This is a genomic window from Bradyrhizobium sp. LeoA1Lang, assembly GCF_055413685.1.
This window is the reverse complement of sequence record NZ_JBVAPG010000054.1, coordinates 17,134-31,104: the sequence shown is the minus strand read 5'-3', so window position 1 is coordinate 31,104 and position 13,971 is coordinate 17,134. Positions and strand designations below refer to the sequence as shown.

Genomic DNA, 13,971 nt, shown 5'->3' with positions numbered 1-13,971 from the left:
CCTGTTATTCTTCGAACGAAACGATGGTGACGGAGGCCCCCGGCGTGGCTTCGAACCGGCCAGCCGTTTCCTCAATGCGGACGAGCTGACCGAGCGCACGGGTGCAGAGGAAACCGTATTTCTCGCGGACGCGCTCCGCTGCGATCGTCAGCGCAATGCGGCTGCGTTCCCGGAAATCGGCGAGTGGATAGATCGCGCCGACGGCGAGATGGTCCTTGATCACGAGCGACGGCGAATAGCAGGCCTCGATGCTTTCATCCGGCCAGCGCACATGGAAACGCATTTCAGGCATAATGCACCTCGCTCATGCGGTGATAGGCCGGAAGGTGCGCCTCGGCGGTGCGGCTCCAATCGTGACGTTCGGCGACGTTACGTCCGTTCGCGGCGAGGCGGGAGCGAAGCGGCTCGGACAGCGCGCTGATGATCGCATTGGCGATCGAGCCTGCATGATGTGGATCGCACCAGGCGACGTCATCGTCGCCGAGATATTCGGTGAAAGGCGGGATATGCGAGACGATCACGGGAACGCCGCTCGCCATCGCTTCAAGCACGACGAGGCCAAAGCCCTCGCGCAGCGACGGAAAGACCAGGGCATCCGAAAGCCGATAGAGCGATGGCATCTCGGCATCGGCCAGCGGCCCGGTCTCGATCACCGCATTTGCCGGCAGGCCTGCATCCTGCAGTCGCAGCCGAAACTGCTGCTGGTAGGCGCCATGGTCGAGCAGCGAAGCACCGCCGGCGATCACGAGCTGTGCGGAGCGGTGGACGGCATGGACCTGACAGAAGGCATCGAGGATCGCATGGGTATTCTTGCGCCGCTCGATGCCTCCGATCGCCAGCAGCACCGGTCCCTCGCGAAGGCCGAGCCGGGGGCGCAGTGCGCTATCGATGGGATTGGAGGCGGGCGAGTAGCGGCTGGTGTCGACGCCGTTGCCGACCAAGGTCGACGTGCAGGCCAGTTCGATCCTCAGCCGCTCCTGCCACATCCGGCTGACGACGAAGAGCTGATCGGCGAGAACGATCGAGCGCTGGTCGAGTTGACGCAACCGCACGTCGCGGAAGTCGTCGACATGATGGACGGTGCGGACGTAACCCTGGATCAGCCCGCGCTGCTTCAGCGTCGCCAGCGCATTGCCGGAGATGCCGTCTTGGGCGTGGTAGACATCGAATTGGCGATGTGCGGGATCGTCGAAATGCCGCACATAGTCCGCGATGCGCGTTTCCACCATCGACGTGACGTCATCAGAGACAGCCGACGCCGGCACCGATACGGTCGGCGCGAGACTGGAACGGAAGAAGCCCTTGCCGGTGCGATCGGGCGCATGCACGACGGCGACATGGCCGAGCCTCGTCAGGGCGTCGGCGAGTTCGAGCGCGTGCACCACGCCGCCGCGCGCATTGGTCGAGTGGGTCAGGATCGCGATGCGGAGCCGGGCGGATGAAGCGGTCATGCGACGCTCCGCTGAACGGGAGGCCGGGAGGGGCCGCAGCCGATCAAGGGCTGCCGTTCGAAATCCCACACCGTGGCGCGGTCGGAGCCTGCGCGAATGTCGACCGTGGTTCCGGCCATCACGTCGCCGACAGACGCAGCGGCGATGCCGCGCTGGCGGAAGCGGGCGAGCGCTTCGTCGATATGTTCCGGCTTGACCGACAGCAGGTAGCCGAAGCTCGGAAAGGTCTGCAGCCAGCGTTCGAGCGGAACGCCGTCCGGAATCGGTATCGCGTCGAGATCGAGGGCGAGCGCCACCTGCGAGCACTCGGCGAGCATCGCAGCGGTGCCGACGATACCGCCCTGGCTGATGTCCTTGGCGGCGCACGCAAGCCCGGACTCGGCAAGCGACGGCAGGATCGCGATGTCGCCGCGCAGCCGTTCCGGCGGTGCGTCGGTTGCCGCTTCCCAGTTCGCGAACGGTTCGCGGTATCGGCCGCGCAGATCGATCGCGGCAACGAGCTTGTCGCCTGGCATCGCATCGAAACTCGTGAGCAGCCGGGCGGCGCGGCCGAGGATCGCGACGGCGAACTGGCTCTGGGTGCTGCGGACATTGGTGTGGCCGCCGATGACGGGGACGCCGAACGCCTTCGCCGCTGCCTTCAATCCGGCGAGGATTGGCGCCGCGTTATCCGCGCCGTCGGACCAGATTGCATTGACGATCGCGGTCGGCCGTCCGCCCATCGCCGCGACATCGGAGATGTTGACCATTGCGCCGCACCAGCCGGCGAACCAGGGATCGGCGGCGACGAATTCGTTCATGAAACCTTCGATGGCAAACAGGAGGTAGCCGTCACCATCCGCGATCGCGGCGCAGTCATCGCCGACCGGGATTGCCTGATCGCCCGACAGCTCGAGCGCGGAGGCCACCGCGGCGATGTCGGCCTTGGCGGCGATGCCGCGGCTCTGCCGAAGCCGTTCCGCAAGCAGATCGATGGCGACGCCGGAGAGCATGATCAGGCCGCCAGTTTCGCCAGCGAGAGGAAGCCGGTCTCAGGAGTGCGGAATGGCGGATAGTGATCGAGATCGGCCTCCATGCGGTGATGTGCGCGGCCGTGCAGCTCGAACTCGCCGAGCGATCGCCAGTGCATGTGCTGGAACAGAAGCGCATTCTGGCTCTGCACATTGGCGAGGAAGCGTCGGCAGCCGCGCGCGTGTGCCGACGACACCGCAAGCCGGATCAGGCCAGCGCCGACCGCGCTCAGCCGGCGATAGCTCCTCGCAACTGCGAGCCGCGATCCCCACCAGACATCAGGCTCATGGTCATCAGGGTGAATACGCACGGTGCCGACGACGTCGTCCTCTGCGACACCAAGCAGCGACACCGCCACGAGCGGAATGGCGAAGTCGTCGATCGCATCGCGGTCATCATCGGCGAAGATGTGCTGCTCCTCGCAAAACACCCGGCGGCGGAGCGCAGCGGCCGCAGCCTTCTCCCAGGCTTCGGTTGCGAACTTCACCTGGAATTCCGGCGCAATGAACGGCTTGAAGGATTCGAAGATCATGCGATGGCCCTCCGTTCGTAGGTCGATAGCGCCGAGCAGGCGCCGCACTTGCCGCAGCCCGCCTTGATGTCGGAAGCCCGCAAGTTCCCGGCCAGGAGCATGTCCGCAAGCGGACGCAGGATGTCGTGCATGAACGAAGGAGGTGGTGTCGGATGGCTCTCCAATGGAGTGCCGGCGATCGGCACGAAGGGAACGACGAATGGATAGACGCCGATGTCGATCAGTCGCTGCGAGGTGGCGAGAATTTTGGCGGGGCTGTCGCCGAGACCGGCGAGGATATAGGTCGAGACCTGGCCGCAGCCGAACACCGGCACCGCCGCCGCGAAGGCTTCGAAATAGTCGTCGACGGAGACCTGGGCCTTGCCCGGCATGATCCGTTGCCGCACGTCGGCGCCAATGACCTCCAGATGCATGCCGAGGGCATCGACACCGGCATCCTTCATGCGGCCGAACCAGGCGAAGTCGTCCGGCGGCTCGCATTGCGCCTGGATCGGCAGGTCGACGGCTGCTTTGACGGCCGCGGCGCTCTCGGCAAGGATCGCCGCGCCGCGATCGGAGGTGCGCGGCGTGCCCGTGGTCATCACCATGTGGCTGATACCGTCGAGTTCGACGGCGGCCTTCGCGACTTCGGCAAGCTGCGCCGGCGTCTTGTGCTCGACCGTGCGTCCCGCCGCGAGCGACTGGCCGATCGCGCAGAACTGGCAGGTCTTGGTGCGGCTCTGATAGCGGATGCAGGTCTGCAGCACCGTGGTCGCGAGCACGTCACGCCCATGCAGCGTCGCGATCTTGGAATAGGGGATGCCGTCGGCGGTAGAGAGCTCGTAGAATTTCGGCCGCAACGGGAACGAGACGTCGGCGAGCACGATGCCGTCGCGCGAGATGCGGCTGCGGCCGGCGGCATCCGGGCGCTCGACGAGGTACGGGCTCTCGAACGCCGGCGCATTATGGACTGGCACCATCACGGTGGAGCCGTCGATGGTGAACGGCGTATGGTCGGAGGGGCCGGCGCCACCCCGGCGGCTGATGCCGCCGTTCCTGGGATCAGCGAGGCGTACTCCGAAGGACTGCAACTCGTTGATCAACTGCTCGGTCGGCATCGCCTTGAGGCGCTGGTGCGGCATCTGCTGTGTCATCGGATACATCTCCCGGAATGGGCATGAGTCGATTGGGGGGAAGGCCGTGCATCGGACGCGCCGGCTGGTCGTTGAGCAGAAGCGACAGGAGTTCGGGGCGGGCATAATGGCCGACCGAGTCCATCATCCGCTTGCGCTTGGTGATCAGCGCCATATCGAGGTCGGCGACCAGAATTCCTTCGCCGCCGGTGAGCGGCGGGACGAGGTGATTGCCTTCCGGCGAGACGATCGCGGTCATACAGCCGCCGCGCAGGCCCTTGCGCAGGCCTTCGTCCGGCGAGATCTTCGCGATCTGCTCCTCGGAGAGCCAGCCGGTAGCGTTGACGACGAAGCATCCGCTTTCGAGCGCATGGTGGCGGATCGTCACTTCGATCTGGTCGGCGAAGATCTGTCCGACCAGCGAGCCCGGAAATTGCGCGGCGTGAATTTCCTCGTGTTGCGCCATCAGCGCGTAGCGGGCGAGGGGATTGTAGTGTTCCCAGCAGGCGAGCGCGCCGACGCGGCCGACGGCGGTATCGACCACCTTCAGTCCGGCGCCATCGCCCTGGCCCCAGATCATGCGCTCGTGGAAGGTCGGCGTGATCTTGCGGCGCTTCAGCACGATCGCGCCGGTCGCATCGAATACGAGTTGCGCATTATAGAGCGAGCCGTGATCGCGCTCGTTGACGCCGAGCACGACCACCATGGCGTGGCGCTTGGCGGCTTGCGCGACGGCGTCGGTCACCGGGCCCGGCACCACGACGGCGTTGTCGTAGAGCTGGATATGCTCGGCGCCGCTCAGGACCGGCGGGCGGACGAAGGAAAAATACGGATACCAGGGAACCAGCGTCTCCGGGAACACGGCGAACTGGACGCCCTTGCCGGCCGCTTCCGCAATGGCCGCAAGGATCCGATCGACGGTTCCGCTCGGCGTCTCCAGATCGGGTGCGATCTGGACGGCTGCAGCCTTGACGATGCGTTTCGCTGTCACTGTCTCCTCCCTCGTCCGCTCGCGCAGGTTCGGCTCAGAGCGTCCAGGTGTGGAGCATGAAGGCGTTGTCGTTGCGGTGGATCAGGATCAGATCCAGCACGTCGAGCGGATTGATCGGCCGGATGCCTGGGATCAGCGACGGCTCGCCATGGCCGTACAGCGCCTGCAAGGCGAAGCGGCAGGCGTAGACGTTGCCGCCTTCGTCCATGAATTTTGCGAGCTGGTTGTTGAAGTTCTGGGCGCCGGGAAACGCTTCGTCGCCGATCTTCGGAAAGCCGCGCTGGACGCCGAGCGTGACGCCCGGACCGTAGAGCAGGATCGAGGTGTCAAAGCCCTTTCGTTTCAACCGAAGCGCCTGAAGGATGTTGACGAGACCGATCGAGCCTTCGAACGCGACAGTGTGGAACGTCACCAGCGCCTTCTCGCCGGGCTTGGCTTTGACGTCCTCGAAAACCTTCTCCTCATAATCGACAAGAAAATCGCCTTTCTGGCGAGCGGGCATCGTTACTGCGGGCATTGTGCACCTCCTGCTCTCGTCCGGCCTCCCGGATCGATTTCAGGATTTGCAATCGATGTGCCAAATGCCTGTTTGCACGATAAATCATCAAAGCAGTCAATATGCAGTCATGTATCCAGTCAACCTTGACTGGATATCTGACGGGACTGTAGGGATTGTTTCTCTGCCGTCAGAGAAAGCTGCCTCTCAGCACTGTGCAACGCGCTCGATTGTTATGCAGGCGCCTTCGTCGTGTGCGCAGAAAGAATGGCAGTGCTTCGGACCTAATTGCGAGATGACGTGCAACAATATACGGTCAATTTTGAATTCATGTGCTAAATCTCGCAAATGACCGACTGGCGACCCGACCTCTCCAACAGTGACAAGCCGCGCTATCTCGCGATTGCCGACGCCATCGCCGATGATATCGCCGCCGGAAAACTTGTCATCGGCGACCGATTGCCGCCGCAGCGCAAACTGGCCAAGCGCCTCGACATCGACTTCACGACGGTGGCGCGCGGTTATGTCGAGGCGCAGAAGCGCGGGCTGATCGAGTCCAAGGTCGGGCAGGGAACTTTCGTCCGCGACAAGCCGCGCCCGCGGCGTTCGGCGCAGGCCTTTCCGCCGCGGCCGGTTGACCTCTCGATGAACCTGCCGCCCGAGCCTGATGACCTCGACTTGATCGCCAGGATGCAGGCGGGGGCGGACTACATCATACGCGATGTCGTCTCGCTGTTGCGCTACCAGGGTTTCGGCGGCACCCAGGCCGACAAGGATGCGGCGTCGAGCTGGCTCGGCCGGCGCGCGCTGGTGCCGGCGCAGAGCCGTATCTTTGTGTCGCCTGGCGCGCACCCGGCGTTGCTTGGCATTCTCTCGATCCTCGCAAAGCCCGGCGAGGTCGTGCTGTGCGAGGCCATCACCTATCCGGGGATACGCGCGATCGCCGCGCAACTCGGCATCACGCTGGTCGGCTTGCCGATGGACGACGACGGTGTCGAGCCGCAGGCCTTGACCGATGCGTGCAAGAAGCTGAAGCCGAAGGCGATCTATCTCAATCCGACGCTGCAGAATCCGACGACGCTGACGATTCCAGACTCTCGACGGCGCGACATCGTCGCAATCGCGCGGCGCTACAAGTTGCCGATCGTCGAGGACGATGCCTATGGCTTCATCCCCGAACACGGTCACGGCCACGCGCCGTTTGCCGCGATTGCGCCCGATCTCACCTGGCATGTCGCGGGCCTTGCAAAATGCATCGGCGCGGGACTACGCGCGGCCTATGTCGTGGTCCCCGATACGCGTTCGGCCTGGCCGTTCGCCTCCGCGCTTCGTGCAGCAACAGTCATGGCCTCGCCGCTCACGGTGTCGCTGGTGACGCGCTGGATCGAGGACGGCACCGCAGATACGATCCTGCGGTTCATCCGCACGGAGACGTCGGCGCGGCAGAGGCTAGCAGCGGAGATATTGCCGAAAGGCTCCTATCGCGGGGACCTGCTCAGCTTCAACATCTGGGTCCCACTGCCCGCGCCATGGACGCGCTCGGCATTCGTCGAGCACATGCGATCGACCGGCATCGGTGTTGTCGCAAGCGATGCATTCGTCGTCAACGGATCGCCGCCCGAGGCAGTCAGGATATGCCTCGGCGGCCCCGTCAATCGAGCGCAGGTCAGGAGCGCGCTGGAGTATACCGCGCATGCGCTCGCCGAGAGCCCGGCTCTGGCATCGTCGTTTCTGTGACGTCGTTGAAGTCAGCGCAACGAATTTGCCGCGCATAGCCTGAAACAACAAGCGCTGCGATGTGCGATCGTCCGGCCAGCCTGTTCTGGCGCATAGGAAGACGGGCGCTCGTCATCACAGGCGCGAGGGTCCGCAGTCACAATTGAATGAACAGATCGGCCTTCTGCGCATAGCTTGATCAAGAGTTAGCTTGCGCGAGTTTCGACGCGGCCTCATCGCGTGAGGAGAAAAGTCCTGGCCAGCTCACCGGGTCTTGAGTGCTGCGATCCGCGTCATCACCGAATGTTGGCTGATTGTAGCAGCTTGTTGATGCCAAACGCGTCGATCCGACATCCAATCGGCACCGTCGAAACCTAAATCGTTTTTTAGTTGAGAACGGGATGTTCGACCGCCACCTTGAATGGCGTCGGCGACGCGACGTCTTTGGGCTTGTTCGGGCGGACTACCCACTAGAGGTATTCGGAAACGGAAGAGGTTGGGCCGTGGGTCGCTCCACGCAGCGGCAGATTTTGCTTGGAGGTATGGATGATTGTGCTGTCACGTTCTTTCGTTCGCAAACGCGTGATCTCAATTGCGACGACAGCCTCAGTCGCGGCGACGTCGTTCGTCTTGGCCCAGAATCCCACCAGGGCGTATCACGTTCGCGGGGCCATGCCGGTACAATATGTGGCCGATCGCCCAGACTATGCCGGCGAGCAGCCCTTCCTTTCGGAAAACGATGCCGCCATGAACAAGATGATGGCGGACATGACGATCAAGCCGACCGGCGATGTCGACCGTGATTTCGTCGCGATGATGGTCCCGCACCATCAAGGCGCGATCGATATGGCGAAGGCCGTCCTTCGCTACGGCCATAACGAGCAGCTTCGCCGTCTCGCGCAGGAAATCGTCGTAACTCAGCAGCAGGAGATCGCGGCGATGCGGCTTGCGGTTGGCCAGGAGTTGCCGCCGTCGGTTGCGGCGCCGACACAGCCAGGTACTGCGCCTGCGCCACTGCCGGATACGATGCCTGCCATGCACTCACCGGACGCGATGTCTAACCATACAATGCATATGCAATAGGGGATGGAGACAATGAGGATATCGGCTCTTGCATCTCGCCGGAGTATGGGGCGTGGCGAAGACAAAATTCAGCGACGTTACGTGGTGATCGCAGAGGGCGTTCCGGAAAAGCCCGGTCACGTCGTGCAGGTGCAATTGAAATAGGCGCGCTGCCGGGTTGCGTAAGGACCAGCAGGGCGGCGCGCGGTTAAGGACCGATTATGGGTATCGTTCGCTTCGCTCTGCGGTTTCCACATACATTCTATGTGGTCGCTGCGCTGATCCTGTTTCTGGGTGCCGTCGTCAGCTACAAGATGCCGACGGACATCTTTCCGGAAATCAACATCCCCGTGGTGACGGTGATCTGGAGCTACACCGGGCTGAGCACGCCCGAGATGGAGCAGCGCGTCACCACCTACAGCCAGTATTCGATCAGCTCCAACGTCAACGGCATCCGAAACATCGAAGCCCAGACCATGGCGGGGCTGTCGGTGCAGAAGATCTACTTCCAGCCCGACGTCAATCTCGACCTCGCGATTTCCCAGATTGTAGCCGCGACCAACTCGATCCGTGCGTTGATGCCGCCGGGGATCCAGCCGCCGGTGGTGGTGCAGTTCAATGCCTCAAGCGTTCCGGTGCTGCAGATCAGCCTGAGTTCCGACACGCTCAGTGAGCAGCAGCTCTACGACTACGGCATCTATCGTATCCGTCAGCAATTGGCGCCGATCCCCGGCATCACGCTGCCGACGCCGGCGGGCGGCAAGTACCGCCAGATCATGGTCGACATCGATCCGGAAAAGCTGCTCGCCAAGGGATTGACGCCGCTCGACGTGGTGAACGCCGTCAACACCCAGAACCTGACATTGCCGGCAGGCACGGCGAAGTTCGGCAAGACGCAATATGCCATCCGCACCAATGCGACGCCGCCGAGCATCGACGACCTCAACAACATTCCGATCAAGGTGGTGAACGGCGCGACGGTGTTCGTCAAGGATGTCGGACAGGTGCATGACGGTTGGCTGGTGCAGCAGAATGTCGTGCGGCAGAACGGCCGGCGCTCGGTGCTGCTCAGCATCATCAAGAACGGCAATGCCTCCACGCTCTCCGTGGTCAATGCCGTTCACCAGGCGTTGCAGACCGCGCGTGCCGCGGCACCTGCGGGCATGCAGATCAATGAACTGTTCGATCAGTCGGTGTTCGTGAAGGAGTCGGTCACGGGCGTGCTGCGCGAGGGCGCGATCGCCGCGGCGCTGACGGCGCTGATGATCCTGCTGTTCCTTGGATCGTGGCGCTCGACCGTGGTGGTCATGATCTCGATCCCGCTCTCGATCCTGGCTTCGCTGATCGTGCTTTATTTCCTCGGCGAAACCTTGAACACGATGACGCTCGGCGGACTGGCGCTCGCGGTCGGCATTCTCGTGGACGACTCGACGGTTACGATCGAGAACACCCATCGGCTGCTTACCGAGGAGGGGATGCCGCTGCCGCAGGCGACGCTGCACGGCGCCGCAGGCATTGCCGTGCCGACCTTGGTCTCGACGCTTGCGATTAGCTGCGTCTTCACCTCCGTGGTGTTCCTGGATGGGCCGGCAAAGTACCTGTTCACGCCGCTCGGGCTTGCCGTCGTGTTTGCGATGCTGGCGTCCTACGGGCTTTCCCGAACGCTGACGCCGATCGTGATCGGCCTTCTGCTTAAGGGCGAACATCACGGCGAGCCGGGGGCGGTTACGGCCGGCTTGTTCGCCCGCTTCCATGCCGCGTTCGAACGCGGCTTTGAGGCCATACGCCATGCCTATTCGCGCTGGCTTACCGGATTGCTGGAGCATCGCTTCATCATCCCGATCGGCATGGGACTTGTCTTGCTGCTGGGCGGCGCGATGTTTCCGATGGTCGGCCGCGACTTCTTTCCGGCGATCGATGGCGGACAGATCCAGCTTCATGTCCGTGCGCCGGCCGGGACCAGGATCGAGGGGACGGAACGTATCTTTCAGCAGGTCGAGAACAAGATCCGCGAAGTCATTCCGGCCGATCAGCGCGAGCTGATCGTCGATAATATCGGACTGCCGGCACGGCCGTATAATCTCGCCTTCAGCGACGGCTCGACCATCGGCGTCAATGACGGCGTGATCCTGGTGGCGCTCAAGGAGGGTCACGCGCCGACCGCCGACTATGTGCGTAAGCTGCGCGAGGAGTTGCCCAAGGCCTTCCCGGAGGACACGTTCTACTTCCAGGCGGCGGATATCGTGACGCAGATCCTCAATTTCGGACTGCCGGCGCAGATCGACGTCCGCACGGTCGGCTACGACAAGGACAATAATCTGCGCGTCGCACAGGAACTGCGGCAGCGTCTCGCCGATATCCCCGGCGTGGTGGATGCGCATCTGCAGCAGGAAGTGAACGCGCCCGCGTTCTATGCCGATATCGATCGCACCCGCGCGGCCCAACTCGGCCTGAACGCCAACACGATCGCCACCAATCTCAATGTCAGCCTGAGTTCGTCCGAGCAGGTGCAGCCGAACTTCTGGACCGACCCCAGTTCCGGCATTCCATACTACTTCGCAGTACAGACGCCCGAGAGCAGGATTTCGTCCGTCAGCGATCTCGGCAACACGCCGGTTTCGACGTCGCTGGCGTCGCTGACCGACACACCCGTGCCCGGCCTGCTCAGCAACGTCGCCACGTTCAGACGCGGCAGCGTCCCGACCAACGCCAACCAGGCCAATATTCAGCCGGTCTACGAGATCTATGCCAGCACGCAAGGCCGTGACCTCGGCAGCGTCGCGAGCCAGATCAGCCATATTGTCGGGGATCTGCAGAAGCAGCTCAAGCCCGGCAATTCGATCCAGGTGATCGGCCAGATCGACAGCATGAACAGCTCGTTCATCAATCTCGGCATCGGCCTGCTGTTTGCCGCGGTCTTTGTCTACATGCTGATGGTGGTGAACTATCAGAACTTCGGTGATCCCTTCGTCGTCATCCTGGCCTTGCCCGCGACGCTCTGCGGCATCCTCACCATGCTGTTCGTGACCGGCACGACCTTGAACGTGCCGTCGCTGATGGGAGCGATCATGGCGGTGGGTGTGGCGTCAGCCAACTCGATCCTGCTGGTGACTTTCGCCCGCGAGCAGCAGCTCGCCGGAAAGACTGCCTTCGAGGCCGCGATCGAGGCCGGGCATACCAGAATCCGGCCGGTGCTGATGACCGCGGCCGCAATGATCGTAGGCATGATCCCGATGGCGATCGGAGCCGCCGGCGAAGAGCAGAATGCCGCGCTTGCGCGCGCGGTGATCGGCGGCTTGCTGTTTGCGACGCCGACGACGTTGCTGGTGGTACCCTATCTGTTTGCCATGCTGCGTAAGGGTAACGACGGCAAGAAACATCATGGCGTTTTCGACGAGGTGCTGGAATGAATTTCAATCGGCCTTTGAAAGTTGAGCCGACGCCCGAGGTGGATCGTGAGCGCGATCCGGCGCCGGTGCGGCATGGCCGTTCGAGGCGCTGGATTGGCCGGACTGCGGGCGTGGCCCTGGGGGTGATCGGAGCGGTCGCGCTGGCGTCCGGAGCCTGGAGCCACTACGCACAGTACCGCCAGACTATGGCCACCGCCGAGCAACGTCGCGATCTCGTCCCGGGCGTTCGTGTGGCGACCGTCGAGCCCAGCGACGGGATCGACGTCGTGAACCTGCCGGCAACCACCTCGGCTTTTGCCTCGGCCAACATCTTCGCGCGCGCCAGCGGCTATATCGCCAAGCGCGAGGTTGATATCGGTGATCATGTCAAGGAAGGGCAATTGCTGGCGGAGATCGTTGCGCCGGAACTCGACCATCAAATCGCGCAGGCCGAGGCGACGCTCGGGCAGCTCAGGTCGGCGCTGCAGCAGGCGCAGGCCAACAGGGAACTGGCCAAGGTGACGTGGGACCGCGATAAGCCGCTGGTGGAGAAGGGCTGGCTCACCGCGCAGCAGGGAACGATCGACTCCCAGACGTTGAAGGCGCAGGAGGCCGCGGTCTCGGTCGCGCAGGCCAATGTGGTCGCTGAGGAAGCGCAGGTGCAAGTGTTGCATCAGCAGAAGATCTACCAGCACGTCGTTGCCCCCTTTGACGGGGTGATCACCCAGCGCAATGTCGATGTCGGCAGCCTGCTGCAGGCGGATGCGACCAGCGGCACGTTCATGTTCACGATCATGCAGAGCAATGTCATCCGTACCCAGGTGTTTGTTCCGCAGGATGCGGCGTTCGGAGTGCGTGCGGGGATCGATGCCATCGTGCACGTTCCGGAACTGCCCGACCGCACCTTCCCCGGCAAGGTGACGCGGATCGCCGATGCGCTGCAACCGGGTTCGCGAACGCTGTTGACCGAGATCGATATCCCGAACCCGGACGGTGCCCTTACGCCCGGCATCTACTGCACGATTGAACTGCGCATCCCGCGCAAGACGCCGAGCTTCAAAGTGTCTGCGGATGCGATCATCTTCAATCAAGGCGGCCTGCAGGTCGCCGTGGTCGAGAACGGGGTGGTGCACCTGCACAAGGTCAATGTCGTGCGTGACCTCGGCCAGCAAGTGGAGATCAACAGCGGTGTCAAGGCGGGCGACAGAGTGATCCTCAATCCGTCGGTCGACCTGGCCGACGGCAACCGCGTGACTCTCAGGACCCAGGCTGTTTCCTGATATCTCTCCACCGGTCCGCCCGGATCGGCAGCAAATTCCCTCCCTAAAATGCAATTTAATGGCGTGGTTCCGCCGCCAAGCCTATGTTGGTTGAAGAGCGGCCCCACCGCGCTTGCCCTCCAGGGCGGTGACCAGGCGGCCGCTGAGCGGGCGCACTCCCTGACTTGAAGTGGGCTGGCGGCGTCGCCCGGTTCCTGGCGGCCCGGTTGGCAGTTGGGCCTCCGGCATGGTGGTTGTCGAGAACGGATTGATGACGAAAGTGCTCTTGATCGAAGATGACGGCGAGACCGCCGAGGAGATCACGGCCGAACTCGCCGAACGCGGGTTCGAGGTCGAATGGTCGGCCAATGGTCGAGAAGGCCTCGACAAGGCGCGCAACCTGAGGCCTGACGCCATGATTGTCGACCGCCTGTTGCCCGGAATGGATGGGCTCAGCGTGATCGAGACCTTGCGGAAGGAGCAGGTTCGCACGCCGGTGCTGGTGCTAAGTGCGCTCGGCGCGGTGGATGACCGGGTGCGGGGCCTGCGCATGGGCGGCGATGATTATCTCACCAAGCCTTTCGCGGTCGTGGAACTGATCGCGCGGATAGAGGCGCTGCTGCGCCGGCCGATGGAATCGCGCGAGACCTTGCTGCGCGTGGGGCAGCTCGAACTCGACCTGATCGAGCGTAGCGCCAAGCGCGGCGAGCGGGTGATCGATCTGTTGCCGCGCGAATTTCGCCTGCTCGAATACATGATGCGGCGCAGCGACCAGTTGCTGACGCGCGCCATGCTGCTCGAAGAAGTCTGGAACTACAAATTCGTCCCGGCGACAAACCTGGTCGACGTGCATATGGGCCGCTTGCGCCACAAGGTGGACGGGCCGGACGAGACTCCGATGATCCAGAATGTCCGAGGTGCCGGCTTCATTCTTCGTGCGGCCTCCTGAGAT

At 63.4% G+C, this 13,971-nt stretch carries 12 protein-coding genes; 5 read left to right on the top strand and 7 right to left on the bottom strand.

Features of this window, described 5'->3' with window-relative positions:
• Window positions 1-4 precede the first annotated feature (4 nt).
• Genes ACZYOF_RS19570 through ACZYOF_RS19540 form a run of 7 tightly spaced genes read right to left on the bottom strand, consistent with a single transcriptional unit; the run spans window position 5 to window position 5,614 of the window.
• Window positions 5-292: an MSMEG_0570 family nitrogen starvation response protein gene (locus ACZYOF_RS19570; protein WP_463716791.1), complete on the bottom strand. Its 288-nt coding sequence runs from the start codon at window positions 290-292 to the stop codon at window positions 5-7.
• On the bottom strand, window positions 285-1,451 hold the full coding sequence (locus ACZYOF_RS19565; protein ID WP_463716790.1) for an MSMEG_0565 family glycosyltransferase: 1,167 nt from the start codon (window positions 1,449-1,451) through the stop codon (window positions 285-287). The genes ACZYOF_RS19570 and ACZYOF_RS19565 overlap by 8 nt, the downstream gene beginning before the upstream one ends.
• A complete protein-coding gene (locus ACZYOF_RS19560; protein ID WP_394568676.1) occupies window positions 1,448-2,443 on the bottom strand; it encodes a sll0787 family AIR synthase-like protein in 996 nt (331 codons plus the stop codon). Before ACZYOF_RS19560 ends, ACZYOF_RS19565 begins: the two co-directional genes overlap by 4 nt.
• Window positions 2,444-2,445: 2 nt before the next feature.
• Complete coding sequence (locus ACZYOF_RS19555; RefSeq protein ID WP_394568675.1) at window positions 2,446-2,994, bottom strand: MSMEG_0567/Sll0786 family nitrogen starvation N-acetyltransferase; 549 nt, start codon at window positions 2,992-2,994, stop codon at window positions 2,446-2,448.
• Window positions 2,991-4,127, bottom strand: coding sequence for an MSMEG_0568 family radical SAM protein (locus ACZYOF_RS19550; protein WP_463716789.1), 1,137 nt, complete (start codon window positions 4,125-4,127; stop codon window positions 2,991-2,993). The genes ACZYOF_RS19555 and ACZYOF_RS19550 overlap by 4 nt, the downstream gene beginning before the upstream one ends.
• On the bottom strand, window positions 4,036-5,097 hold the full coding sequence (locus ACZYOF_RS19545; RefSeq protein WP_463716788.1) for a Nit6803 family nitrilase: 1,062 nt from the start codon (window positions 5,095-5,097) through the stop codon (window positions 4,036-4,038). The genes ACZYOF_RS19550 and ACZYOF_RS19545 overlap by 92 nt, the downstream gene beginning before the upstream one ends.
• 34 nt (window positions 5,098-5,131) lie before the next feature.
• Window positions 5,132-5,614 (bottom strand): MSMEG_0572/Sll0783 family nitrogen starvation response protein, encoded by a 483-nt coding sequence (locus ACZYOF_RS19540; RefSeq protein ID WP_130582573.1) that lies wholly within the window; start codon window positions 5,612-5,614, stop codon window positions 5,132-5,134.
• A gap of 327 nt (window positions 5,615-5,941) precedes the next feature.
• On the opposite strand from ACZYOF_RS19540, the gene ACZYOF_RS19535 reads away from it, so the two are divergent.
• The 5 genes from ACZYOF_RS19535 to ACZYOF_RS19515 all read left to right on the top strand — a co-directional run bounded on the left by ACZYOF_RS19535 (window position 5,942) and on the right by ACZYOF_RS19515 (window position 13,968).
• Window positions 5,942-7,330: an aminotransferase-like domain-containing protein gene (locus ACZYOF_RS19535; RefSeq protein WP_394568672.1), complete on the top strand. Its 1,389-nt coding sequence runs from the start codon at window positions 5,942-5,944 to the stop codon at window positions 7,328-7,330.
• Window positions 7,331-7,981: 651 nt separating this feature from the next.
• Complete coding sequence (locus ACZYOF_RS19530) at window positions 7,982-8,392, top strand: DUF305 domain-containing protein (RefSeq protein ID WP_463716804.1); 411 nt, start codon at window positions 7,982-7,984, stop codon at window positions 8,390-8,392.
• 200 nt (window positions 8,393-8,592) lie between these two features.
• Complete coding sequence (locus tag ACZYOF_RS19525; protein ID WP_463716787.1) at window positions 8,593-11,781, top strand: efflux RND transporter permease subunit; 3,189 nt, start codon at window positions 8,593-8,595, stop codon at window positions 11,779-11,781.
• On the top strand, window positions 11,778-13,040 hold the full coding sequence (locus ACZYOF_RS19520; protein ID WP_463716786.1) for an efflux RND transporter periplasmic adaptor subunit: 1,263 nt from the start codon (window positions 11,778-11,780) through the stop codon (window positions 13,038-13,040). The genes ACZYOF_RS19525 and ACZYOF_RS19520 overlap by 4 nt, the downstream gene beginning before the upstream one ends.
• A 250-nt stretch (window positions 13,041-13,290) precedes the next feature.
• Window positions 13,291-13,968 (top strand): response regulator transcription factor, encoded by a 678-nt coding sequence (locus ACZYOF_RS19515; protein WP_130577041.1) that lies wholly within the window; start codon window positions 13,291-13,293, stop codon window positions 13,966-13,968.
• Window positions 13,969-13,971 lie beyond the last annotated feature (3 nt).

Bases quoted from the DNA above. Each gene is read 5' to 3' on its own strand.
- ACZYOF_RS19555 (WP_394568675.1), bottom strand. From the start codon at position 2,994: ATGATCTTCGAATCCTTCAAGCCGTTCATTGCGCCGGAATTCCAGGTG.
- ACZYOF_RS19530 (WP_463716804.1), top strand. From the start codon at position 7,982: ATGCCGGTACAATATGTGGCCGATCGCCCAGACTATGCCGGCGAGCAG.
- ACZYOF_RS19570 (WP_463716791.1), bottom strand. From the start codon at position 292: ATGCCTGAAATGCGTTTCCATGTGCGCTGGCCGGATGAAAGCATCGAG.
- ACZYOF_RS19540 (WP_130582573.1), bottom strand. From the start codon at position 5,614: ATGCCCGCAGTAACGATGCCCGCTCGCCAGAAAGGCGATTTTCTTGTC.
- ACZYOF_RS19520 (WP_463716786.1), top strand. From the start codon at position 11,778: ATGAATTTCAATCGGCCTTTGAAAGTTGAGCCGACGCCCGAGGTGGAT.
- ACZYOF_RS19560 (WP_394568676.1), bottom strand. From the start codon at position 2,443: ATGCTCTCCGGCGTCGCCATCGATCTGCTTGCGGAACGGCTTCGGCAG.
- ACZYOF_RS19550 (WP_463716789.1), bottom strand. From the start codon at position 4,127: ATGACACAGCAGATGCCGCACCAGCGCCTCAAGGCGATGCCGACCGAG.
- ACZYOF_RS19565 (WP_463716790.1), bottom strand. From the start codon at position 1,451: ATGACCGCTTCATCCGCCCGGCTCCGCATCGCGATCCTGACCCACTCG.
- ACZYOF_RS19525 (WP_463716787.1), top strand. From the start codon at position 8,593: ATGGGTATCGTTCGCTTCGCTCTGCGGTTTCCACATACATTCTATGTG.
- ACZYOF_RS19535 (WP_394568672.1), top strand. From the start codon at position 5,942: ATGACCGACTGGCGACCCGACCTCTCCAACAGTGACAAGCCGCGCTAT.
- ACZYOF_RS19515 (WP_130577041.1), top strand. From the start codon at position 13,291: ATGACGAAAGTGCTCTTGATCGAAGATGACGGCGAGACCGCCGAGGAG.